The organism is Rheinheimera gaetbuli (genome assembly GCF_054781935.1).
In genome coordinates this window covers 278,771-302,834 of the sequence record NZ_BAAGTL010000001.1, presented here as the reverse complement: position 1 = coordinate 302,834, position 24,064 = coordinate 278,771, and the positions used below count along the sequence as shown (strand labels likewise).

23 protein-coding genes are annotated in these 24,064 nt (G+C 49.8%); 6 read left to right on the top strand and 17 right to left on the bottom strand.

The annotated features are described in order from the left end of the window. Nucleotide 1 precedes the first annotated feature (1 nt). The 5 genes from cydX to ACYVIC_RS01385 form a co-directional block, all read right to left on the bottom strand. Entirely contained in the window at nt 2-115 is a 114-nt protein-coding gene (gene cydX, locus ACYVIC_RS01405; protein ID WP_460856599.1) for a cytochrome bd-I oxidase subunit CydX, read from the bottom strand. Nucleotides 116-140: 25 nt separating this feature from the next. Next, a complete protein-coding gene (gene cydB, locus ACYVIC_RS01400; protein WP_460856597.1) occupies nt 141-1,277 on the bottom strand; it encodes a cytochrome d ubiquinol oxidase subunit II in 1,137 nt (378 codons plus the stop codon). A gap of 1 nt (nt 1,278) precedes the next feature. Continuing rightward, complete coding sequence (locus ACYVIC_RS01395) at nt 1,279-2,838, bottom strand: cytochrome ubiquinol oxidase subunit I (RefSeq protein WP_460856595.1); 1,560 nt, start codon at nt 2,836-2,838, stop codon at nt 1,279-1,281. A 138-nt stretch (nt 2,839-2,976) separates the two neighbouring features. Beyond that, on the bottom strand, nt 2,977-3,837 hold the full coding sequence (locus ACYVIC_RS01390; protein WP_460856593.1) for a MurR/RpiR family transcriptional regulator: 861 nt from the start codon (nt 3,835-3,837) through the stop codon (nt 2,977-2,979). 127 nt (nt 3,838-3,964) lie between these two features. After that, complete coding sequence (locus ACYVIC_RS01385) at nt 3,965-6,721, bottom strand: TonB-dependent receptor domain-containing protein (protein WP_460856591.1); 2,757 nt, start codon at nt 6,719-6,721, stop codon at nt 3,965-3,967. A 199-nt stretch (nt 6,722-6,920) separates the two neighbouring features. On the opposite strand from ACYVIC_RS01385, the gene ACYVIC_RS01380 reads away from it, so the two are divergent. Beyond that, complete coding sequence (locus tag ACYVIC_RS01380) at nt 6,921-8,123, top strand: anhydro-N-acetylmuramic acid kinase (RefSeq protein WP_460856589.1); 1,203 nt, start codon at nt 6,921-6,923, stop codon at nt 8,121-8,123. On the opposite strand, the gene ACYVIC_RS01375 is transcribed toward ACYVIC_RS01380, so the two are convergent. Further along, nucleotides 8,120-11,311: an ATP-binding protein gene (locus tag ACYVIC_RS01375; RefSeq protein WP_460857220.1), complete on the bottom strand. Its 3,192-nt coding sequence runs from the start codon at nt 11,309-11,311 to the stop codon at nt 8,120-8,122. The two genes, ACYVIC_RS01380 and ACYVIC_RS01375, sit on opposite strands and share 4 nt — an antisense overlap. Before the next feature lie 196 nt (nt 11,312-11,507). Then, nucleotides 11,508-11,759 carry an EF-hand domain-containing protein gene (locus ACYVIC_RS01370; RefSeq protein ID WP_460856587.1) on the bottom strand — a complete coding sequence of 84 codons (252 nt, stop codon included), beginning with the start codon at nt 11,757-11,759 and terminating at the stop codon, nt 11,508-11,510. Nucleotides 11,760-11,918: 159 nt separating this feature from the next. Between ACYVIC_RS01370 and ACYVIC_RS01365 the strand changes: the two genes are divergently transcribed. Then, entirely contained in the window at nt 11,919-12,482 is a 564-nt protein-coding gene (locus ACYVIC_RS01365) for a hypothetical protein (protein WP_460856585.1), read from the top strand. 156 nt (nt 12,483-12,638) lie between these two features. On the opposite strand, the gene ACYVIC_RS01360 is transcribed toward ACYVIC_RS01365, so the two are convergent. The 9 genes from ACYVIC_RS01360 to ACYVIC_RS01320 all read right to left on the bottom strand — a co-directional run bounded on the left by ACYVIC_RS01360 (nt 12,639) and on the right by ACYVIC_RS01320 (nt 20,762). Beyond that, nucleotides 12,639-14,057, bottom strand: a complete 1,419-nt coding sequence (locus ACYVIC_RS01360; RefSeq protein WP_460856583.1) for an NAD(P)(+) transhydrogenase (Re/Si-specific) subunit beta — start codon at nt 14,055-14,057, stop codon at nt 12,639-12,641. 3 nt (nt 14,058-14,060) lie between these two features. Continuing rightward, nucleotides 14,061-14,375, bottom strand: coding sequence for an NAD(P) transhydrogenase subunit alpha part 2 (locus ACYVIC_RS01355; protein ID WP_205309455.1), 315 nt, complete (start codon nt 14,373-14,375; stop codon nt 14,061-14,063). Nucleotides 14,376-14,408: 33 nt separating this feature from the next. After that, a complete protein-coding gene (locus tag ACYVIC_RS01350; RefSeq protein ID WP_460856580.1) occupies nt 14,409-15,536 on the bottom strand; it encodes an NAD(P) transhydrogenase subunit alpha in 1,128 nt (375 codons plus the stop codon). A 103-nt stretch (nt 15,537-15,639) separates the two neighbouring features. Beyond that, a complete protein-coding gene (locus ACYVIC_RS01345; RefSeq protein ID WP_460856578.1) occupies nt 15,640-16,599 on the bottom strand; it encodes a tRNA-dihydrouridine synthase in 960 nt (319 codons plus the stop codon). Then, nucleotides 16,596-16,754: a DUF2256 domain-containing protein gene (locus tag ACYVIC_RS01340; protein WP_460856576.1), complete on the bottom strand. Its 159-nt coding sequence runs from the start codon at nt 16,752-16,754 to the stop codon at nt 16,596-16,598. Before ACYVIC_RS01340 ends, ACYVIC_RS01345 begins: the two co-directional genes overlap by 4 nt. 2 nt (nt 16,755-16,756) lie before the next feature. After that, the gene (locus ACYVIC_RS01335) at nt 16,757-17,629 is read right to left on the bottom strand and encodes an HDOD domain-containing protein (RefSeq protein ID WP_460856573.1); all 873 of its coding nucleotides are present in this window, start codon (nt 17,627-17,629) and stop codon (nt 16,757-16,759) included. 94 nt (nt 17,630-17,723) lie between these two features. Continuing rightward, nucleotides 17,724-18,188 (bottom strand): hypothetical protein, encoded by a 465-nt coding sequence (locus tag ACYVIC_RS01330; protein WP_460856571.1) that lies wholly within the window; start codon nt 18,186-18,188, stop codon nt 17,724-17,726. 123 nt (nt 18,189-18,311) lie between these two features. Beyond that, complete coding sequence (locus ACYVIC_RS01325) at nt 18,312-20,153, bottom strand: M48 family metallopeptidase (protein WP_460856569.1); 1,842 nt, start codon at nt 20,151-20,153, stop codon at nt 18,312-18,314. 18 nt (nt 20,154-20,171) lie between these two features. Beyond that, nucleotides 20,172-20,762 (bottom strand): LemA family protein, encoded by a 591-nt coding sequence (locus ACYVIC_RS01320; protein WP_460856567.1) that lies wholly within the window; start codon nt 20,760-20,762, stop codon nt 20,172-20,174. 173 nt (nt 20,763-20,935) lie between these two features. Here ACYVIC_RS01320 and glpE point away from each other — a divergent pair, with 173 nt between their 5' ends. After that, nucleotides 20,936-21,262, top strand: a complete 327-nt coding sequence (glpE, locus tag ACYVIC_RS01315; protein WP_460856565.1) for a thiosulfate sulfurtransferase GlpE — start codon at nt 20,936-20,938, stop codon at nt 21,260-21,262. After that, nucleotides 21,246-22,070, top strand: a complete 825-nt coding sequence (glpG, locus tag ACYVIC_RS01310; protein ID WP_460856563.1) for a rhomboid family intramembrane serine protease GlpG — start codon at nt 21,246-21,248, stop codon at nt 22,068-22,070. The genes glpE and glpG overlap by 17 nt, the downstream gene beginning before the upstream one ends. A gap of 3 nt (nt 22,071-22,073) precedes the next feature. Here glpG and ACYVIC_RS01305 read toward each other — a convergent pair whose 3' ends face one another. Continuing rightward, complete coding sequence (locus ACYVIC_RS01305) at nt 22,074-22,469, bottom strand: flagellar basal body-associated protein FliL (protein WP_460856561.1); 396 nt, start codon at nt 22,467-22,469, stop codon at nt 22,074-22,076. 140 nt (nt 22,470-22,609) lie between these two features. On the opposite strand from ACYVIC_RS01305, the gene ACYVIC_RS01300 reads away from it, so the two are divergent. After that, nucleotides 22,610-23,179 carry a chorismate--pyruvate lyase family protein gene (locus ACYVIC_RS01300; RefSeq protein WP_460856559.1) on the top strand — a complete coding sequence of 190 codons (570 nt, stop codon included), beginning with the start codon at nt 22,610-22,612 and terminating at the stop codon, nt 23,177-23,179. Then, nucleotides 23,176-24,051 carry a 4-hydroxybenzoate octaprenyltransferase gene (gene ubiA / locus ACYVIC_RS01295; protein WP_460856558.1) on the top strand — a complete coding sequence of 292 codons (876 nt, stop codon included), beginning with the start codon at nt 23,176-23,178 and terminating at the stop codon, nt 24,049-24,051. Before ACYVIC_RS01300 ends, ubiA begins: the two co-directional genes overlap by 4 nt. The last annotated feature ends 13 nt before the right edge of the window (nt 24,052-24,064 follow it).

Genomic DNA, 24,064 nt, shown 5'->3' with positions numbered 1-24,064 from the left:
GTTACTCAGCGGGGGTGTCCTCGCCTTCGTAGCCTTTTAACTCCAGCCACATCGCATTGATAATGCCGAAAGAGCAGGCCAGTAATACCCCTAAGATCCAGGCAAAATACCACATAATGTGCTCCTTATAGTATTTGGTATTAGTACAGTGAATGGCTGTTGTCGCGGATATGCTGCTCGTTTAAGCGTCCACGCATTACATAGTAACCCCAGGCGGTATACGCCAGGATCAATGGCACAAAAATACAGGCGACGACAAACATAATCATTAAGGTAGTTTCGCTGGCGGTGGCGTCCCACATGGTCAGGCTATGTGCCGGATGACTGCTGGAAGGCATCACAAACGGAAACATGCTGATACCCGCGGCCAGAATAACCATTGCCATAGCCAGCGACGAGCTGACAAAAGCCGTGATATGGCGCTTGGCTTTACTGGCCAGTGCGCAGGCAATAAAACCGAGCACTCCCAGTACCGGTATTAACCATAACAACGGTACTTTGCCATAATTAACAAACCAGCCTGCAGCGGACACCTCTACTATTTTTTCGGTAGTACGGTTAGCGCCGTTGGTGTCAATCACACTACTAACGATATAGCCGTCAATACCGACATATAGCCAGACACCCGCCAGCACAAATAAGACGGCACACACCAGAGCGACAATGGCAGACAGCTTTTCACTGCGGGCTTTTAACTCGCCTTCGGTTTTCAGCTGCAGGTAAGTAGCCCCGTGATTTACTATCATCAGCAAACTTAATACCCCGGCCAGCAGTGCAAATGGGTTAAGCAGCGCCCAGAAACTGCCGGTGTAATGCAGGCGCAGGATATCGTCAAAGTAAAAAGGTACGCCTTGCAGCAGGTTGCCAAAAGCAACACCAAAGATAAGCGCCGGTATGGCTGAGCCGGCAGTTAACGCCCAATCCCAGCGGCTACGCCATTGCTCATTATCTATTTTTGCACGGTATTCAAAACCAATCGGGCGCAAAAACAGCGCAAACAGGGTAAGCATTAACGCCAGATAAAAACCACTGAACGAGGCGGCATATACCGTGGGCCAGGCAGCGAACAAAGCGCCGCCGGCGGTAATTAACCACACCTGATTGCCGTCCCAGTGCGGCGCTATGGCATTGATCATCACGCGGCGCTCGTCGTTACTGTTACCCAGCACTTTCAACAGTGCAGCCACGCCCATATCAAAGCCATCGGTAATAACAAAGCCAATCAGCAACACGCCAATTAACAACCACCAGATAAAACGTAGTGCTTCGTAATCCATGTTATGCCTCCTTCGCAGCAGCAGGGCTTTCTAAATCGTATTTACCGGTGTGCAAAGATGACGGGCCAAGTTTGGCGTACTTGGTCATCAGCCACATTTCGATAATCACAAAGATGGTATACAGCACCATGATGCTGATTAAGCTAATCCAGATATCTGTTACGGATAACTGAGACACCGCCAGGTGGGTGGGCAGAATTTCACCTATCGCCCAGGGCTGGCGGCCATATTCAGCGACAAACCAGCCGGCTTCACAGGCGATCCAGGGCAGTGGCAGGCTAAACACGGCAAATTTTAGCAGCCATTTGGGTTTATCGACGGTGCGTTTGGCGCTGTGCCAAAACGCCAGCGCAAACAGCAGCAACATAGCAAAGCCACAAGCCACCATAATGCGGAAGCTCCAGAACAGTGGCCACACTTGTGGTACCGAGTCTTCTACTGCCCGGGCAATATGTTCAGCAGTGGCATTGGCAACATCATCGGTATAGGCCGTTAACAGCATGCCGTAGCCTAAGTCTTCTTTAAGCTCATTAAAACGGCTAACGGTGGCTGGCGACTTATCACCAGCACGATATTGCCGCATTAACACGTAGGCTTCCTGGCCGCGGATAATGCGCTCTAAGTGTTTAGCCTTTAACTCTGCTAAACCCTGCACCGGTTCATCCAGCGAGCGGGTGGCAATCAGCCCCAGCACCGCTGGTATTTTTAGCGCATAGTCTGTGGTCTGGGTGTCTTGATTAGGAATGCCAAACACGGTAAATGCTGCTGGCGCCGGATGGGTTTGCCATTCTGCCTCGACGGCGGCCAGTTTTACTTTTTGCACGTCACCCAGCTCATAGCCAGATTCGTCGCCCAATACAATCACCGACAGCACACTGGCTAAACCAAAAGCGGAAGCAATAGCAAAGCTGCGCCTTGCAAAGGCTAAATCACGGCCTTTGAGCAGATACCAGCTGGAAATTGCCAGTACAAAAATAGCACCGGTAACATAACCTGCTGATACCGTATGCACAAACTTAACCTGTGCCACCGGGCTAAATACTACCTCGCTGAAACTGGCCAATTCCATGCGCATGGTGTCGATATTAAACTCAGCGCCTATTGGGTACTGCATCCAGCCGTTGGCGACTAAAATCCATAATGCGGATAAATTGGTGCCCAGCGCCATCAGCCAGGTAACCGCCAGGTGTTTTTCTTTACTTAGCCTATCCCAGCCAAAAAAGAACAGGCCAACCAGGGTAGATTCAAGAAAGAACGCCATTAAGGCTTCAATGGCCAGTGGCGCACCGAATATATCGCCGACATAATGCGAGTAATAAGCCCAGTTGGTACCAAACTGAAACTCCATCGCAATACCGGTGGTTACACCGAGTGCAAAGTTAATACCAAATAATTTGCCCCAGAATTTGGTCATATCGCGGTAAATGGTTTTGCCGGTCATGACATACACCGACTCCATAATCGCCAATAAAAACGCCAGACCTAAAGTAAGGGGAACAAACAAGAAGTGAACCATTGCCGTAAAGGCAAATTGAAACCGGGACAGGTCAACTATATCCATCGCTAAGCTCCGCAGCATAGGTGAGAAATACGCTGTACCTATCTGGCGGTACAGTCACAGCACTATACAAGCAGAGGTGACCAGCGCTTATGCGCTGGATCAAGTTTTGGGCTTTTTATATTAGAAATGCATTATGTATTAGCGTTTACGGGCAAGAAAATTGTCAACTGCCAGATTGGACGCCGCCAGCATTTGCCGGCCTTGCGGGCAAGTTTGCGTAAGCAGAATAAACAGTGTGTCGATGACCAGCTCCTGAGCATTGCGGGCCAGTATTGACGACAAGCGTGCCGAGCTTTCATCGGCTACGGTGTACAGTTTAACACCCGCCAAGCGCGCCACACTATTGTTGCCGTAGCCGGTAATACTGATAATTTGCACACCATTGCTGCTGGCCTGTTCGGCAATTTTTACGCTGTCGGGTGTCTCACCTGATTCACTTAACAGCACCAATACATCGTTGCTGCTGTAGTTGGCAATATTAGCCAGTTGCACATGGGTGTCAGTTTCGGCCAGCGCCGCCATGCCCAGTTTTTGCAGCTTGTAAGAAAAGTCTTTTGCCACCAGCGCTGAACCACCTTTACCACAGAGTAAAATACGTTTAGCGCTGCGTAGCCACAAGGCGGCTTGTTCAAAGCTGGCCTGGCTGTTAATAGCATGGGTTTTTTGCAGCACGTTAATTTTGCCGGCTAACAGTTTCTGGCTCATGGCGGCAAAGCTGTCATCCAGTGATATTTCACCGTGCAATTTTGCGTTGCTGGCTGCAGGTTGCTGCCGGTGCAGGCTGTCACTAATGGCAAATTTAAAATCGGGGTAGCCCTTGTAACCCAGCTTCTGGGTAAAGCGCACGACACTGGCCTGGCTTATGCCCACTGCTTGAGCCAGCAGCTGTGACGGCATATCACGAATATGATCCGGGTTCGCCAGTATATAGTCGGCCAGTTGTTGTTCGGCGCGGGGAAACTTTTCGCGTAGGGCGTTAATTTTCTCAAGTACAGACATCCGGTAGTCCTGTTTGCCGGCACAGGGGCACAGCGTAATAATACGGTTACAACCCGCAGCTTATTATGCCCGGAGCAAATTGAAAAGCCCGGCCTGCAATACAGGCCGGGAAACGCCGTGTCTGGGATTAGAACGCGGGTGTGTAACGCAGTGAAACACCTAAAGTACGGCCGGTAACTGGGTAGTCGCTTACAGTGTTAAAGTGGTTGGCACCGGATTGCGGTAGTGGAGGCGCTTTATCCAGCAGGTTATCGATACCGGCCGTTAAGCTCAGTTCATCCGTAGCCTGCCACGATGCAGCCAGGTCCAGGTAGTTTTGCGCGCTGATCCTGACACTGCGATCGGCGGCATTTGCTACCTCGCCAATGCGGCGCCAGCCTAACTGCATAGCCACAGTGTCAAGGGCCCAGTCCAGCGTAACGCGGTGCTTGTAATCGGCTTGCAGCACGCTGGCAAAGTCGCCGGAGCATGCGTTGCCAAAGGTGCCTTTACAGTCAATCGCCGCTACGGTGGCGTTATTCTGCCGCGTTTGTTTGGTGATAATAGTGGCCTGATACGCCAGCTTTAAGCTGCCGCCCATTGCTGCCGGTGCGGTAAAGCGGTAGTTAGCTGCCAGGTCAAAGCCATTTTGCCGCACTGCGGCCAGGTTAAAATCATTTACAATAGCCGTGCTGATAAGACCGGTTTGCGGGTCACGCAGTACGGCATCACATAACGGGTTGCCGGCTACCGGGTTATCGATGTAACAGTTTTGCAGTGCCGCAGCAGGTTGGATCTGGCTTACAGCATCGGTAATTTTGATGCTGTAGTAGTCCAGAGTGACATCAAAGCCACTGATATAAGCTGGTGTATACACCACACCCAACGTGGACGATTCGGCCTGCTCCGGTTTTATCTGTGGGTTACCGCCAAAGGTATAGCTGGCGCTAGAGGCATCAAACGGCGCACCTGCCGGGGCGGCACCATAACGGGTGCATTGCTCGGCATTACCGGTACCCAATAAACACGGATCACCATTAAAACGGCCGGCAAAGCGCGGTACAAATTGCTCACTGGTTTGGTCAAATAATGCCAGCGACAGCGCCGTAATCGGGCTTGCAAACTCACCTAAATTAGGTGCGCGAAATGCTGTCTGGCGGCTGGCGCGAAGACGGATATCACTGTTAATTGCCCAGTTAAGCCCCAGTTTCCAGGTATTTTCGGCATCAGTATTGGAATACTCTGAAATACGGTAAGCACCTTCAAAGTCCAGTTGATCAAAAAACGGCTGATCAAATAACAGCGGTACCAACACTTCGGCGTACACTTCTTCGCTGTCAAAGCCGGCGTCCATATCAAACACACTTACTGCCGCAAAACTGGTGCCGTTACGAAAGGCATCGCCCGGCAGCTGTTTACCGGTTTCTTTGCGGTATTCATAGCCCAGTGCATAACTAACGGTGCCGGCCGGTAATTCAAACAGTGGTGCCGAGTCACCTGATAAGGTGACAGCCATAACACTCTGCGTACGTTCACGGTTGGAATACAGCAGTGGTGTGCTGAACGAAGACAAATCCAGCTGCGGGTCAAAAATATCTACTGTGTTAGCCAGAGTACCAAAACGGCTGATACCGCTGTTGTTGTTTCTATAAGCATTGTTGGTAATGCTGGACGTTTCGTCGGTACTGCCATACTGAGCGTATATGTCGTAGCTTAAACTGTCGGTCAGTACACCTTTTACCCCCAGCTGAAACTGGCTCGATTCACGCACTGCTTCGGTGGTTTGTACACCTAAGCCTAGGTTGCGTTCTACGTTTACCAGTGCATTGCCGTTGGTGTCAAAGCTGATTAAATCGCGGACAGCCGCAGGAATAAACGGGTTATCTGTAGTTAAGGTAACCTGCTCATTAACGCTTACCGGGGTTTGCCCGCCGGCGCCGGCGCCGGTGACTTTTATTTTGGCATACATGCCGCGACCATACAGCTCGGCATAATCATTTAATTCTGCGTTGAAGAACAGCCCGGCGGATAAACGGTTCATGGGCTGGGTCAGGTAACGATCACCGGTGACATTTAGCGTGTTACGCTGTGCTGTAACGCCGCCGTTGTCGTCGATGCCAAAGCTGTTACCGCTGGCTACGTCGGTGTAAAAGCCACCGGTATTGATCATGCTACCACTGTTTTTTAATGCCCAGCTGCGTTCGCCGGCCAACAACGCTTTGCGTTCAGAATAGCCAATGTAGCCGGTAATGTGGCCGCGGCCATTGGCTATATCACCGCCAAATACGGCTTCGGTATTGAGTTTTTCACCACCGCCGTCGGCGGTTTCATAACTGGCTGACAGTTCAATACCGTCGAACTGGTCGTCCATAATAAAGTTCACTACACCCGCTACGGCGTCGGCACCGTATACCGCAGCGGCACCACCGGTTAATACATCAACCCGTTTAATTAATCCGGCCGGAATAATGTTTACATCTACTGAGTTACGAAAACTGAACGGTACCGCACGGGTGCCGTTAATTAACACTAAGGTACGGTTTTGGCCCAGGCTGCGCAGGTCAATAGTAGAAGAGCCCAACGAATCACCTACCGTCGCGCCGGTGGCATTGGCACCAGCAGCAGCTTGCGGCAGTTTGGCGGTAATGTCTTCGACATTTACCGCGCGGTCGAGCTGAATTTGCACTTCATCTACTGATGCAACGGGGCTGGACGAAACCAGTTCGGCACGGGCAATACGTGAACCGGTAATGGTGATCACTTCAGTTTTTTCTGCCCCTGCAAAGTTGTCGGCCTGCTGTGCCATGCCAAGTTGGCTGACTAAAGCCAGATTTACTGCCAGCGCTAGTTGAGAAGCTCGGCGCAAGTTAACGCTATGGTTTTTTCTGCTGAGGTAAGGTGTCATCTGTGTATACTCCCTGTTGCCGGGTAAAATATCGGGTTGGACTTTATGAATTTTTTATACATTTAAATTTACGCTTCACTGAATATATAACCCAACATTAGGCTGCATGCAATTTTATTTAGTTGATCTTCACCTATCTATGGATAAATTATTCATGCTACAGTTGCTTTGTCAGCGCTAACGATTACAGGAACCTTAAATGCACAGTCATATTCAGCAGTTGTATGCTATTGCCGCTAAACCCAGCCGTAAGGTTATTGGCTTGATGAGCGGTACATCGCTTGATGGTCTGGATGTAGCTTTGTGTGAACTGAGCGGCGAAGGCCTTAATACCACCATTACGTTATTGCAGTTTTGCACGGTAGATTACGGTACGGACTATAAACAGCGGGTTAAGGCAGTGTTCTCCAAACGTGAAGTCGACTTGCAGGCGGTAACGCTGTTAAACCCGTGGATCGGGATAGAACACGGCCGTATGATTAACCAGTGTCTGGCGAACTGGCAGCTAAGTGCCGCCGATATTGATGTGATAGCCAGCCATGGCCAAACCATTTTCCACTGTCCGAAGCGCCAGCATAATCTGGTTGATTACAGCAATGCCACCTTGCAAATCGGCGATGGTGATCACCTGGCGGTAACCACCGGTATCACCACCATCAGTGATTTTCGCCAAAAGCATATCGCTGCCGGCGGAGAAGGAGCGCCGTTAGCGGTTTACGGTGATTATCTGCTGTTTAGCAGTAAAGACGAAAACCGCATTATGCTGAATATTGGTGGTATTGCTAACTTTACCTGGCTACCGCAAACGTTAGATGCTGAAGCGGTATTCAGCAGTGATATTGGCCCGGGCAATACCATAATGGATGCCTTTATTCAAAAGCATTATCCTGGCAAGTATTTTGATGCAGATTCTAGTTTGGCTAAGGCGGGTAAGGTAAGTAAACCTTTACTTGTCGCCTTGAAGCAAGATGATTTTTTTGCCCTGCAATTTCCGAAAACTACCGGACCGGAAGTGTTTAATCTGGCTTATCTGGCCCGTGCGCAGCAGCGATCCGGCACAGAACAGTTAAGCCATGCTGATATTATGGCGACGCTAAATTGCTTTAGCGCTGATATGATTATTGCAGCGATACAGCAAACTACCGCAGCGTTGACTAATTTTGTTATTTACGCCAGTGGCGGTGGTATCCATAACCCGCTGTTAATGGCCCAAATTCAAGCCGCGTTGCCTGATGTAGTGATCAAAACCACCGGCGACTTAGGCATCAACCCCGACGCCAAAGAAGCGGTGCTCTTTGCTGTATTGGCCAATGAATGTTTAGTAGGTGGTAAGCAGAAATTCAGCAATGCCCGTGAGGGCATCCCGGGTGTAACTATGGGCAAGATCAGCTTCGCGGACTAGTGTGCCGCTGGTAAACTAAACCAAAAGCGGCTGCCCTGACCTAAGGTACTGCTAAAACCAATGCGCCCAGCATGGCTGTCGATGATTTTCTTACTGATGGCCAGGCCTAAGCCGGTGCCCTCTCTGTTACGGGCATTTGACGCATCTTCCTGCGAAAAGCTGGAGAAAATCGATTTGGCAAATTCCGGCGAGATACCCCGCCCGCTGTCTGTTACCTGCCAAAGCACTGCGTCTTGCTGTCGTTGCAAGCTTACTGTCACTTGTTGTCTGGCATTGGAAAACTTAATGGCATTAGATAAAAAGTTATCCATCACCTGACGGATCCGCAGTGGGTCGGCCTTCAGCCAATAAGGCTCAGAATTGTCCTGCCAGCGTATTTGCACATCAAAGTGTTCGGCATACGGCTGAATAGCTTCTATGGCGTCTTTTGTTAGTGTATTGAGATCAAACCTGACCGGTTCAAGCTGAAAATGGCCAGAGTCAAATTTCTGCATATCCAGCAGGTCGCTGATAAGTTGTGCCAAGCGTTCGCTATTCAGCCCAGCAATATCGAGCATCTTGTTGTACGCGGCAGAGTCTGGCTTTACTGCCTGCTTTGATATCAACGAAATAGCGCCGCGGATGGCAGTCAGAGGTGTTCTTAGCTCATGGCTCACCGTGGAGACAAATTGATCTTTTAGTTTATCCAGGCGGGTGAGTTCCTGATTTTTTTCCGCTAGATGTTCCAAGCTTTGCTCAAGTTGTGCGGTTTTTTTCTGTAGCTCCTGCGTTCGTATATTGACAGTTTCTTCGAGCAGCCGCTGGTTAGCTGATTTTTCACTTACCGCTTGATTTAATAGACGGTTGATCTGCCTGATATGCCGCATACGATAAAGATGAAGCGCCAGCAACAGCGCGACGAAGATTAAGACAAAGCCACTTTGTACCTGCCATAATTGCCACCAGCGCGGGCTGATAACAAAAGTAAGATTGGCCGTTTGCTCCGAAATTAAACCATTGTTATTCATTGCCATTAACTGGAGCTGGTAGTCACCCGGCGCTAAATTGGCATATACGGTGTAAGGGCGGGTGCCGGCATATACCCAATCATTATCCAGGCCAATTAACTTATAGCGATAGCTGTTACGGTCAACATCATGGTAATCCATCGCTGAAAAGTGAAACTCCAGCGTGTTTTCAGTCGGGCTTAGTATCAGCGGTGTTTTGGCATAGGGTTCGAGTGCTAGCGCTGGCTCATGGTTAACTTTTACCGCCGTTATTCTGGGGATTGGTTTGGTACTGTTGGTCCAGATTAATTTGGGGTTGGCTTTAAACACACCTTGCAAGGTGCCAAAATAGAGGTTGCCGTCGGCATCTATAGCGTTAGCGTTACTGTTAAGTTCTGGTGCTGTCAGGCCATCATGCTGGCTAAAAGTCACTATGTGGTCAATATCAGGGCTAATTAAATTTATGCCTTGGCTTGTCATTACCCAGATGCGGCTTTGTTCGGCAACCGCGCCTACAATATTACTGCTGGCCAAGCCATCACGCTGATCTAAAAAGCGCTTTATATCACTGGCTAAGTCCCACAGCACTAAACCCCGGTTAGTGCAGATCAGCAATAAGCTGGCGCCGTCATTTTCCAGGCATTGAATTTTATCTGACGGCAAAGCGGTGGCAAAACCTTGCTGTAAACGGTTTGTTATCCCAGCCTCTGCATCAAGCTGGTATAAGCCACTATAACGGGTGCCAACCCAGACTGTGCCATCGGCCATTAAGGTCATTGCCTCTACCGCGTCACCCGAATGATGGCTGGACAGTTCAGACAAAAAATGACGTACCACGCCGCGCTGTTTATCGTAGTACAGTACGCCATTTCCCCACAGACCAAACCAGAAGCGTTGTCCAGCTTGGGTAACCATGTCTCTGACAATGGGCTCCGTTATTTTTGCTAATTCAAAAGCGGTATTAAACGGCTTCAGAGTTTGCTCTGCTGGGTGTTGAAAAAACACGCCCTGATCCGTGGCAATGTATAAGACATCGTTTTCATCTATCGCCAGCTTATTAATGGTGCTTTCAAGCTTTAAATGTGTTGCGCTGTCTGTACTGAGGTTGAGCTGATGCAGATGTTGGCCAACAGATACTGATAATCTATTGTGTTCGGTAAAGAGTAAATTAGTGACCGAGAAGGCAAAATTTTTGCGTAAATCTGCTGCGGCAGAGTGCTGTAGCAGTGAAAAAGCATTCTGGCCGTAGCGGGTATAAAACAAGCCATGTGAGCGGGTACCTAACCAGAGCACACCACTGCGGTCAGTAAATATGGCTCTGACATTTAGTGTTGGCAGTAATGCCTGCTGCTGCCTGAACGGCATAAAACAGCCGCATGCCGGGGAGTACCGATGCAAACCTTCATAGCTGCCAATCAGCAGATTGCCACTAATATCTGGCTTCAGCGTGTTGATGACAAACTCATTGTTGACATTGCTGCCGTCGCCACTCTGAAGGTGGTTTAGCTGACCGTTATCAGGATTAAACGCTGATAAGCCATTGCGCGTGCCAAGCCACAACTTAGCGTCAAAATAGGCTAATGCTCTTATTTCGTTGGCCCGGCTACCGCTGGTGGCTGTTGTGGTAAGCAACACCGGCGCTGATAACCCTGTTGTTGGTTGCCAGGCATAAAAACCTTCACTGGTGCCTATCCAAACTGTATCGTCATCGCCCTGTGCCAGAGACCAAACACGCTGATGCAAAAAGCTGACGCTGGCATCGGGGCCACCAATGCGCTCGACTCTATCATCTGGAGTGATCCGGAATAAACCATTGGTTGAGCCAACCCAAACACTGCCGTCAGCTGTTTCAAGTAAACTCTGCACCTTTAAGCCACCCAAAGCAAAACGGCTCAATGTACTGCGGTCCGGGCTTAACCTGCTAACACCCAGCCCCCAAGTGCCAACCCAAAGCTGTTGTTTACTGTCAATTAATAATTTGCCAACGTCAGGCTGAATACTGCTAAGCGCCTCTTGCGGCTCGAGTACAGAAAACGTGACAAACCGATAGCCGTCATAGCGTTTCAGGCCCGACTCAGTGGTTGCCAGCCAAATGTAGCCCGCATCGTCTTGCACCAGATCATACAGGGTGTTATTGGTCAGGCCATCTTCATTGCCCAAACGCTGTATCAAAGGATCGGCCTGGGCAAAACATTGCCACACAGTAAGCAAAAGCAGCCACCTAATCAATTTGCTTAGCACCGAGTTTTTCCTGAAGCACTATTGAACCAGTTAATAACTTATGTTGTAGCTGGTTATTTGGCAAGCAACAGCGGATGACTAGATAATAAAATACAGGCGGCAGCAGAAGGGGAAGTGCTAATACCAGGCTTTATTTCAAAGGCCGAAGCCTGGCTGGTTAGTACTCCCACCAACAATCCTGCCACCAGTCTAAAAACTCGGCAAAGTCGATATAGCCATTGTTGTTGGTGTCGATAAGCTTAAAGCCTTCTTCAACATGGCTGGCTTTGGTTTTCGGTGCCAAAGCGGTAAGCAGTTCGATAAACTCGGTTAATTCAATACGGCCGTTACCGTCACGGTCAAAAAAATCGAAGTTGCTTTTTATTTCAGCAATTTGTTGTTCAGTTAACGTTTCTTTAGTCACTTGCATTACCTTAATTTAGCAATCAGTTTGGGCAGCAGTGTACTGTGCCTGAAAATTGCTGTCTATCTGCTGGCAAAGATCCGATATTTATCTGGCATTAAAGCAGGGCTTTGCGCTAGTATTCGCGCCCTTGTGTACATAGCGTTAATTTAATGTGTGGTAGCAATGGGTAAAATAGTTCAACTGGCAATCGTTGTAGCAGTACTTGTTGCCTCCGCGCCGATAAACGCAGCAATGCCAGCAGGTGATGCAGTGCTCGCGTTATTTGCAGAAGGCGTTGGTAAAGCAGAAACATCAGGATTTGCTATAGGCTTGCGGCATGTCGGTAGAGACGATGTGTATATGCAAGCAGGGTTAAGCTATCAGCGCATTACGCTTAAGCAATATCCAACAGATTATGATGGCGGTCGTTTCCGGCCGGTATTTTTATATGGCCGGCTCGGTTTAGATTGGCCTGTAGGCCCTTACGTGCATGCGGGGTTTGATCTGAATAGCAGCCTTATGAACTGGTTAGACACCAATGACAACAATTGCTGCAATGCCAATGTCAGGGCCGGGCTGGAGTTTAAACTGCACCAGAATATCCGCATAGACATGTATGGCAACTGGTATAATTTTCGCTATGAAACTGAGCACAGGCCGGTAACACCTATTGATTATAAGCAAGAAGGGGAAAGCCGCCGCTTCAGCCGCACCAGCGCTGGGGTGCAGCTCTCAGTAATTTTTTAGTCTCTGAGGCTAAAAATTAAAATGTTGTGTTTCGGCGACGCCAAACTTTCGGGTTCTGCTTTCTTTGAGCAAATAGTCTTAGCCGCTGGTGCGGCTTTAAGCTCATATCCCGCTGCATTAGCTACGATATGCTAAAGTAGCGGGTTTGTATATTCTCTAGTGACCACCGCCAAGTGATTTAATCGCCTGAATCATTGATACCATCACTTTTTGCGCATCACCGTACACCATTTGGGTGTTATCGGCGTAAAACAGCGCGTTTTCCACGCCGGAATAGCCTTTACCCTGGCCACGTTTTACCACATACACTTGTTTGGCCATGTCGACATTTAGCACCGGCATGCCGTAAATTGGTGAACTTTTGTTGGTGCGTGCTGCCGGGTTCACCGTGTCGTTGGCACCAATGACAATAGCGACATCGGCTTCTTTAAATTCGTCGTTAATATCTTCCATATCAAAGATAATGTCGTACGGTACCCCGGCTTCGGCTAACAGCACATTCATATGGCCTGGCATGCGGCCGGCTACCGGGTGAATGGCAAACTTTACTTCGACCCCGGCGTCCTGCAGCAGTTTTACCAGCTCGTATAATTTGTGCTGTGCCTGTGCTACTGCCAGACCATAGCCGGGCGCGATAATCACTTTGCCAGCGTAGCGCATATTAATACCGGCATCACCGGCATCTATCGGTTTTTGGCTGCCGGCAATATCGCCTTGCGCTTCATCTTCAGCAGCGCCAAAGTTGGAAAACAGCACATTAGCCACCGAACGGTTCATCGCTTTGGCCATTAACAGCGTAAGTAAAGAGCCGGCCGAGCCGACTACCATACCGGCAATCATCAGCGCTGGGTTATTCAATACATAGCCTTCAAAACCAACGGCTAAGCCGGTAAAGGCATTGTACAGCGAAATGACTACCGGCATATCGGCTCCGCCAATCGGCATCGTCATCATAACGCCGTAAATAAGCGCCAATGCAAAAAACACCGCAAACACCGGCCAGGCAACGCTGCCACCGTGCCAGATAATGTAAGCGCCAATACCTAGCAGCACTAACAACAGGCTACCGTTTACCAACTGCAGGGCGCCGAAACGCAATGTGCCGTTAATGCGGCCATCCAGCTTAGCCCAGGCGATTAACGAGCCTGACAATGCCACTGCGCCAATCAAACCACCCAGCACGGCCAAACTCAGTGAGATGCTGCCATGGGTTTTGTAGCCAATCAGTTCTATTGCTGCTATCGCCGCAGCTGCGCCGCCACCCATGCCGTTATACAGTGCCACCATTTGTGGCATTTCGGTCATCGCCACTTTTTTGCCACTGCGCCAGGCCCAACCAAGGCCCAGCGCCAACGCAATCAGCGCCAGCGTAAGGTTAGTGCTAAGGTGTGGTTTGGCGGCCTCGTTGACATCAAGTGTGTAGAGAAAGCTGGCCAATACGGCCAACACCATGCCCCAGCCAGCGACGACAATACCGGAACGGGCTGTTAGCGGCGACGACATGCGCTTTAAACCATAAATAAACAAAAAGGCGGCGATAAAATAGCTGCTGTCGATGAGTAAAGCTGTATTCATGCCTTACTCCTTAGGGGTTTTGGTTGATGGTTTAAACATCTGCAGCATACGCTCGGTTACCACATAGCCACCAGCGGCATTGCCGGCACCTAACAGCACACCGAGAAAGCCAATAATCTGCTCTGGCAGCGAGCTGGCGTTGAGCAGGGCCCACAGCGCACCAACCACTACGATACCGTGGATAAAGTTAGATCCGGACATCAGCGGCGTGTGCAAAATGGCCGGTACACGGCCGATGATTTCAAAGCCGGTAAAGGCGGCCAGCATAAAAATATACAGCGCGACAAAGCCGGTTAAGATGGTGGTGGTGTAGTCCATAACTATCCCCAATAAATAATGTAGTAACGTGTATTAGTGTTTTGCCAGTGCGGTTTTTACCGCTTCTGGTTTTATTTCACCGTTATGTGTCAGCACGGTTTTCGCTAGCACTTCATCATCCCAATTAAGCGCGATGGCGCCGTCAATCACAAACAGCTGCAATAAATTCAGCAGGTTTTTCGCATACAGCTCTGAGGCATGCTCAGCTAACATTGACGGCACATTTAACGGCGCCATTATTGTTATCAGACCTTGCTCTACTGTTTCACCCGGTACACTGTATTCGCAGTTGCCGCCACCTTCTGCGGCCAGATCAATAATCACTGCGCCAGGTTTCATGCCATCCACCTGTGCTTTGTTAATCAGTTTGGGTGAGGGCTTACCTGGGATTGCCGCGGTGGTAATAACGATATCGGCCTGCTGAATATGGCTGGTAATTGCAACTGCAATCTGGTCTTTTTCCTGTTGCGTCAGCTCGCGGGCATACCCGCCCTCACCGCGGGCATCCACACCGGTAGCAACAAATTTGGCACCTAACGACTCTGCTTGCTCTTTGGTTTCTGGCCGCACATCGTAACCTTCGGTTATCGCGCCTAAACGCCGTGCGGTAGCCAGTGCTTGCAAGCCGGCAACACCCAGCCCCATAACTAAGCAGCGTGCAGGACGGATAGAGCCTACGGCTGTGGTCATCATGGGTAATATGCGCGCAAGTTTTGTGGCGCCAAGCAGAGCGGCATAGTAACCGGCCAGTGCCGCCTGAGACGACAGCGCATCCATCGCCTGGGCGCGGCTGATCCGCGGCACTTGCTCCATGGCAAAGCAGGTGATGTTTTTTTCACACAACAAGTGGGTTAATTCAGGCTCTTTATGCGGATAAATAAAACTAAGCAGAATGCTACCGGGTTTTAACAGCGCAACCTCAGCCAGTTTAGGCGGTTGTACCGCCAGCACGATATCGGCGTCTGCCAGTAAATGTTGTTCGGTGCCGGCAATCTCAACGCCGTTATAAACGTTGTCGGGCAGCTTGCTGCCCACGCCGGCACCGCTGAGCATACTGATGCTGCAACCGAGCTTACTCAGTTTTTCGGCGACCGCAGGCACCAACGCCACCCGCTTCTCACCGGGCCGGCTTTCCATTAGCACGGCGATTTTTATTGGCATAACAGGTTCTCCTTAAACTAACTGTTTGAGGAGTATAGTCTTTATTTAACGGCATTTCGGATTGCGGTGAATGATGGCTAACATTTCGCCAACTTATACTGGTCTAACCTGTTGTATTGTTTGTCACGTGGTGCAGTGCTTGTTCTAGTGTGGTCAGAATTTCGCTGCTTTTGCGCTGTATCCGCAGCTGACTAAATAATTCAGCAGCCTGTGGATACTGTAGTTTTAAGTAGCTGAACCATTGCTTTATACGGTTGCTGTAGTATTGGCTTTTGTCGCCGCACATTTCAAATTCAGAGTATTGCATGAGCAACTCAAGCACTTGCGGCCATGGCATAGCAGGGCCGCCATCGCGAATACTTTTCGCCAGGTTTGGCATCGCCAGTGCGCCGCGGCCGAGCATAATGTCGTTGCAATCAGACTGCTGGCGGCACAGGGCGGCGTCATTGGCATTCCAGATTTCACCATTGGCAATCAGCGGAATAGCCACATGTTGTTTGATTTTGGCAATCCATGGCCAGTAAGCCGGTGGCCGGTAGCCATCACTTTTGGTACGGGCATGCACGGTCAGCATGCTGGCGCCGGCATTGGCTATGGCTGCTGCATTATCCAGCGTTAAACTGGTATCGTCATAGCCAAGGCGGATTTTAGCACTGACCGGAAACTGCATTGGTACCGCATCGCGCACGGCTTTTACAATGCGGTATAGCTGTTCTGTTTCTTTTAGTAAAACGGCACCACCACGGCTTTTATTGACCGTTTTAGCTGGACAACCAAAGTTTAAATCAACGCCGGGAGAGCCGAGTTCAACCGCGCGTACGGCGTTTTCTGCCAGCCAGTGCGGGTCCTGTCCCAGCAATTGTACCCGTACCGGCGTACCGGCAAAGGTTTTGCCACCGTTGAGTAATTCAGGGCACAGGCGGGTGAACACGCGCGCCGGCAGTTTTTGGTCTACCACGCGGATAAATTCGGTAATGCATAAATCGTAACCGCCAATCCGCGTTAACATATCGCGCATCAGGGCGTCTACTACGCCTTCCATCGGTGCAAGAATTATTTTCATGGGTTTTTGGTTTTGTCGGCGGTTTTGCTGCGTCGGCAGCGCTCAGAGCAATAAATCACATTTAGCCAATTTAGCTGCCACTTTTTACGCCAGCTAAACATCAGGCCACACTGGGGGCAGCGTTTTTCGGGCAAATGCGGTTTTTTATGCACCATGCTCAGACAGAATAGATGGTGCTTACCTGGGCCCGGTGCAACAGCTCGGCCAATTCCGGCAATTGCAGTGGTTCGATATCCAGTACTTCAAGGATGGCACTTTTATGCTGCTCCCATTCCGGGTCTAAACTTATATTAAACAATTGCCGGCTCTCACCGCTAAAATGTTCGGCCAGCTTTAACAAAGCAAATAGCTGTTTTTCCAGCTCGCTGTCAGTTTCCAGCATTAATGCCGGGCTGTGATGGTAAGCAATTACGTTACACAGCTCTGGGGTTAGACTCCACGACTCGGCAATCAAATAGCCTAGTACTTCATGACAGGTTTGGAAGTACTGTTCTTCTATTTCACTATAGCCCCGGCTCTGCTGCAGGCCTTGTTGCATAGTAAGCTCATAATTATCAACCTGTTGATGGATAAGAGCGATACCAGCATTGTGGAACAGCCCCAGGCTGTAACAGTCATCCTGAATATCCTGCGCAAAATTAAAATGCTTGGCCAGTGTCATGGCGATATTCGCCGTTTGCAGGGCACTAGCCCACATTTTTAAGCTGAATTTATCGTTACAACCCTCGGCCAGCGTAAAACGTAGCAGTACACTGCGAACCAGCTTGAGTACACGGTTGACGCCAAGAAACTTACAGGCATGTTCAACCGAGGTAATTTTGCGTCTCAAGCCAAAAAAAGCAGAATTCACTACTTTGAGGGTAAAGCCCGCGATACCGATATCCAGATTAATCAACGCTGAAATGCGTTTAATATTAGGTTCTGGGGCGTCCAGCTGCTGCTGAATATGCTGCAGGATTTCCGGCTGTGGCGGTATGGTAAAACCGGTTAACGCCTGTTCAATTGCCGACATATCAACGGCCTGGGCCATAACGCTTTCTCCAGAACAAAATATAGGTAGACTGCGTTATCGTAGATGCGCAGTGTGGCTTATGCAAAACAAAATTATACTACAGCCAGCCGGCTTAAGAATCCAGATAAGGCCTGCCTGACATCAATGTTTGTGCCAGTTGCTGCTCTGATTGCTGCTCATTAAGTTGCAGATCGTTGAATTGAACATCAAATTGGATTAACTCTTCATCATCCAGATGTTGTGCTACCAACCGGTCAGGCACCTGACCCACCTGACGAAAGGCGTTAATCGCTACCTGTGCAGCTTGCTCCATCAACAGAAAAAACTGTCCCAGCGGAAATTGTTGAAAAATGTCGGCATCCAGATGCGCCCAGCCGAGTAAATCGCCGCTGATGCTGCCGTCGGCATGGTCAGTAAACAGCATAGACACGGCTGCGCAGTTTGGGTTTTCTCCGGCATGGTATTGTTCGGCGTCGGCACTGTTAAACAGCAGTACATAGCCAAAGCCCGGGCTGCCTTCGGCGTCCATCTCGTCAAATGACGTATCGTACAACAAAAACAAGCGATTATCGGTCATGACGGTTTCCTGCTCAAAAATGGGCGCTAATTCTACCCGAAATTAACCTGAGGCTAAAGGGGGACTTTGCAATAATACGCTATATCACTTGTTGCAGTTATAGAAAAACTGACAATGCCGCCATTAAGTAGCGCTATCGTTCTGGTATGGGATCTCCAACAATAATGCCAGCGCAAGCAGCAATGCCTGCTCGTTAGTCTGCAGCAGTTGGTCGGCGCGCACGCAGGTATCTACAGCTTGCCAAAGCTGTTGTTTTTGCAGCGGCGGCAATGCCAGCAGCAATGGCAGCTGCTGGTTTAAGGTTGGCAAGTCGGGTTCAGGCCTTGTAGTTGGCGGCAAACCCAACACGGCTATGCCAGCGCACCATGCCTGCTGTTGTTGCCCGGCATCACCTGCAGCACTGCTTACCAGCGCCAGCAAAGGGCTTATTGCAGCACTTAGCTGTTGCAATGTTTTGGCGGCGTATTTTTGGCTGACTTGTGCCGGGTTGAACTGTGCTGCCAGATTATGTTGCACAAATTGGCTTACCAACCAGGGGCCAAGCTCCGGCGCATTAACTGCTTGTAGCAGAGCTTGCAGCAGCTGGGCAAATGTTGCAAAGCCGCTTGCTGACAGGCTTTTCAGCGCTGGCATAACGCGCTGCAAAAGCTGTATTTGCTGCAAGGCGTTTAAAGCTGCTACGGCATCGCACAACTGATCCACCTGCTGTAATAAAGACATTGACCCTTTATCTTTAATCAGCTGCAGCTGTTGTTGGCGCTGACTGTCATCTTGTTGCAATAATAGACAGCAAATCAACGCCATTGCTGGTTCTGTCTGGCGGCTACTGTGTAACAACAGCAACGGCAGGGCTTGTTGTAAACGTGACGCATGTGTTGGTTTCGAAGCTGAGAGTGCGACATCTGTCTCTGTTGTTTGCGCACTGCGCGGCGCGGCAAACTTACCGTTCCAGCCTGGTTCCAGTCGTTTTATACGGTTGGCTAACGGCGGATGGGTAGCAAATATTGACGCCCAGCGGCTGATCGCTTCGCCAAAAAATAAGTGGCTGTTTTCATCGGCATTGGCGTTGGCAATTTTGCTATGGCTACTGTGGCTGCCAATGGCTTTTAAGGCGCCCGCAATGCCGCTGGGGTTTCGGGTAAATTGTACTGCTGAGGCATCGGCAAGAAATTCACGCTGGCGGCTAACGGCGGCTTTAATCAGGTTACCAAAAAACGAACCAAGGTAACCAATTACGACTAAGCCCAGCGCTAACAACAACAGGCCGCCACCACTGTTTTTGTTGTTGCCGGAGCGGTTGCCTCCGGCGCGCACTGCACTGCTTCTGCCTCCGGCACGTAGCATATAGTAGCCGATATGCCCTAAAAATAAGATGCCGTTTAATATCGCAATCAGGCGGATATTCATCCGCATATCACCGTTTAAAATATGGCTGAACTCATGCGCGATAACACCTTGTAACTCGTCGCGGCTAAGGTGTGTAAGGCAGCCCTGGGTAACGCCAATTACTGCATCGGCCGGGCTGTAGCCTGCGGCAAAAGCGTTGATGCTATGCTCGGGCAACAGGTATACCGGCGGTACCGGGGTATTAGCGGCCAGCGCCATTTCTTCTACCACATTCAGCAAGCGCCGTTGTAGTGGATCTGTGCTGTCGGGCGTAACCCGCGTACCACCTAGTGACTGCGCAACAACTCTGCCACCCGCGCTAAGTTGTTGCCATTTGTACCCTACGGCAATACCTACTGCGGCAATAACAACCAAACTAACCCAGGCTACCAGATGCCACGGCAGGCTTTGCCAGTGCCAGGGGCCATTGATTATAGCCGGGTCGATAAAACCCAGACTGATTAAGGCAACAATATTAGTCAGTAACAACAATAACAGCACCGCCAGCGTGAACAGTGCCACCAAAATGCGGGTGTTACGCCGGGCTAAGTCTTGCTGGGCAAAAAAGTTGCTGCTCATGTTACGGCGTATTCAGCTTTAGAAACTGACTTTGGGGGCGGCTTGAATAGCGGCGCTGTCAGCAAACTCCAGTAACCTGGCATCGTTAGCATGACCAAAACTGGCGGCGAACAAGAGTGCAGGAAAGCTCTGCTTGTAGCCGTTGTACTCAGTAACCGCATCATTAAATGCCTGACGGGCAAAGGCCACCCGATTTTCTGTGCTGGTCAGTTCTTCTGACAGCTGCATCATATTCTGATTAGCTTTTAACTCCGGGTAGGCTTCCATTACCACGTTAAGACGGCTCATGGCACCTTGAAGAGCGCCTTCAGCGCCGGCTAATTGGTTTATCGCGTTTTCATCACCAGGGTTGTTGGCGGCTACTTTTAACCCAGCCAGAGCAGCGTTGCGTGCAGAGATAACCGCCTCAAGCGTATCGCGCTCATGCGCCATATAAGCTTTGGCTGTTTCAACTAAATTGGGAATTAAATCATAACGGCGCTTTAACTGTACTTCAATCTGGGCAAAAGCGTTCTGAAAACGGTTTTTCAGCCGCACCAGACTGTTAAAAATGCTGATAACCCAGAACAACAGGCCGACAAAAATAGCCAGAATGATCAGGCTGGACATAGGGGCTCCGATATGACGATCAATTTGGTTGGTATTGTTAACAATAGTTTAATCAGTGTCCAGTGATTATTGTTGAACTAACACTAAAGTAGGTTGATCGGTTAGCTTTTGCGCGGATACTGTTAAAAGATCTGCACTAAGGTATTATAGGCAAATAAAGTAGTGAGGTACCTATGACCGATTTTAAACATATTTCCGTAACAGAAACAGCAGAGCTGCAAGTTCAGGGCAGAGTGATTATTGCTGATATTCGTGACGAGCAGAGTTTTACTGCTGGCCACATAGACGGCGCTTATCATTTAACCAATGGCACTCTGAACGGTTTTATGCAGCAATTTGAATTTGACCAACCTGTGGTGGTGGTGTGTTATCACGGCAATTCCAGCCAGGGCGCTGCGCAGTATCTGGCGCAACAGGGCTATGAGCAGGTGTACAGTATGGATGGTGGCTTTGAAAGCTGGCGGCTGCAGTTGCCTTTTGTGAGTGAAAACGGTGCATAAATTTGCCGAATTAAATTCTGCTGATGCCGCGCAGCTGTTTGCAGCATACTGCCTGGCTCAGGGGCTTGAGGTAAATGCTGTGGTGCAGCGTACTGATTTTGCCGAGTTGTATGCTGCGCCTGAACAGCAGGAGCAAATACAACAGCAATTGACGCTGTTCTTACAGCAGCCCGACCATCCGCGCTATCAATCTGCGGCCTGGCAACTTAGTATGCCCGGAGCTGCTTCCGGGCCTATATTACCGGCCTTTAACCTGCAAAAATTTTGGCAGCAGGCGCCTCTTACATTATTGCTGTTGGCACTCTGTTTAGTGGTGTACGGTTGGCAACAACTGGATTGGCGTGGCAGTAGTGGGTTGTTACAACTTACTGAGCCAACGCAGCTATGGCGCTGGTTTACACCGATGTTGTTACATTTTTCGCTGACACATCTGGTATTTAATCTGGCGTGGTGGGGCTATTTAGGTCAGCAGTTCGAACGCCAACTAGGCTTTATAACCCTGCTGAGTGTGACATTGTCGATAGCTTTGTTATCTAATGCGGCACAGTATTTTATTGTTGGCCCTCATTTTGGTGGTCTGTCAGGAGTAGTGTACGGCTTGTTTGGTTACTTCTGGATTGCCGGCCGGTTAAACCCAGCGCAGGGGCTGCAGATCAGCAATGGCCTGGCAGGCTTTATGTTGCTTTGGCTGGTACTGGGTTTCATGGATATATTGTGGGTAAGTATGGCGAATTGGGCGCATCTTGGTGGCTTGCTTGCCGGTATCGGCTGGGCCTGGTTATTGCGCAATACTCAGGCCCGGCAGTAGCTATTACTGGTATAAATATTTGGTAAACAACAGGTCGCGGATAATCGTTTCGCCGGCTTCTTTTTTCATTGCTTGTTGTAACTTATCCAGCAAGGCGAGGCGGATTTCTTCACGGCCGGTTAACGACTTAATTTTGTCTTCCGGTTGCTTGCTGATAGTGCCATAAATAATATCCAGGATCAGCGGTTCGTGATGCTCTACGGCCGGTAAAAAGCTTTTATCTTCAATCATCAGTTCAACGGTGATACGAATATAGCCTAAGCTGCGGCGGTTGCCGGAAATATAATTAGTGACAATATCCGGGTCGAAGCCATAATAAACCACTTCTTTCGGTTGTTCTTGCGCCAATGCTGGCACAGTGGTTAACAACAGCAGACAAAACAACAAGCTTTTAATCATAAGTATCACTTTTGGTTGATAAAAACAGGCCGGCAACGACACTAACCTTAGCGTTAAGCGCTGTATTTTACCAGCTAAGCTTGTCTGCCGTAAGCCGTTTTCTCTGCTTATTGCGGCTGAAAAAATACGCCAGAGTTGCTATGATGCCGCCAGACTTATTCAGTACAGAATGTGCTTTTGTGAATATACCCTTTATTTCTCTTGATGCCCCCTGGCGGGATGCTATTGAACAAACCTTGCCGCCGCAGCTGGCGCCGTGGATCTCAGAGCCGGCATCTCTCACCGCTCGGTTAAAGCGACACTGCCGGCAGTTTCGTGTGCAGCTACTAAACGAGCAGCAAAGTGAACTGCCGACTTTTTTGCAGCATTTGTTGCCTGGCACCGCTGCTGCGCAGCTGCGCGAAGTGATTTTATGGTGCAACGACATGCCTTGCGTTTATGCGCAAAGCTGGTTGCCACAGCAAACTGTTACCGTGTTGCGGCCACTGGCTGATTTAGGCGAGCGCCCGTTGGGTGATTATATTTTTCAGCAGCCGGGCTTACACCGCGGCATTATTGAAACAACCCAACTGGATATCGCCTTGCCACAGTTATCAGTAGCGGCGCGTTGCCATGCCAGGCGCTCGGTGTTTACGTTAAACGGCTTGCCTTTGCTGGTGGCAGAAGCGTTTTTACCGGCGATGGCGTTACTGGATGACGCCCCGCAATGAGTCTTGCATTATGCTGGCATAACCGGCGGCATTACTTACAGCTGATGCGGCTGGAAAAACCCATCGGTACCTATTTACTGCTGTGGCCAACCTGGTGGGCGCTGTGGTTGGCAGCCGAGGGCGTGCCATCGCTGCATTTGTTGTTGGTGTTTAGCCTGGGCGTGGTATTAATGCGCGCTGCCGGCTGCGTGATCAATGATTATGCCGACCGGCATTGGGATGGCGCAGTGGAGCGCACCAAACAACGGCCCCTGGCCAGCGGCGTGGTAACAGCCACTGAAGCGTTGCAGTTATTTCTGTTATTGCTGCTGTTGTCTGCCAGTCTGTTAGTGTTTTTAAACTGGCAAACGGTGTTGTTATCGTTGGTGGCGGTGCTGCTGGCAGCGATATATCCGTTTATGAAGCGCTACACCCATTTACCGCAGGTAGTGTTAGGGGCGGCATTCAGCTGGGGCATGCCAATGGCGTTTATGGCCACTCAGCTGCAGTTGCCGCCACTGTTGTGGTTGCTATATCTGGCCAACCTGCTGTGGACAGTGGCTTACGATACCTATTATGCGTTGGTCGACCGGCCGGATGATATTAACGTCGGCATTAAATCCACCGCTATTTTATTTGGCCGTTACGCCTTGCCGATCATTGCATTGTTGCAACTGTGCACCTTATTGTTGCTGAGTAGCGTGGGTTATCTGGCGCAGCTGCATTGGTTGTATTATTGCAGTTTGGTTGGCGCTGCCGGCTGTTTTGTTTATCAATACCGGCTTGCCCGCGCCAGCCGTCAGGGTTGTTTTAATGCATTTTTGCACAATCACTATGTTGGCATGCTGGTGTTTGCCGGTATTGCCCTAAGCTATCTAATCAACGGATTCTGATACAAGGATAAAG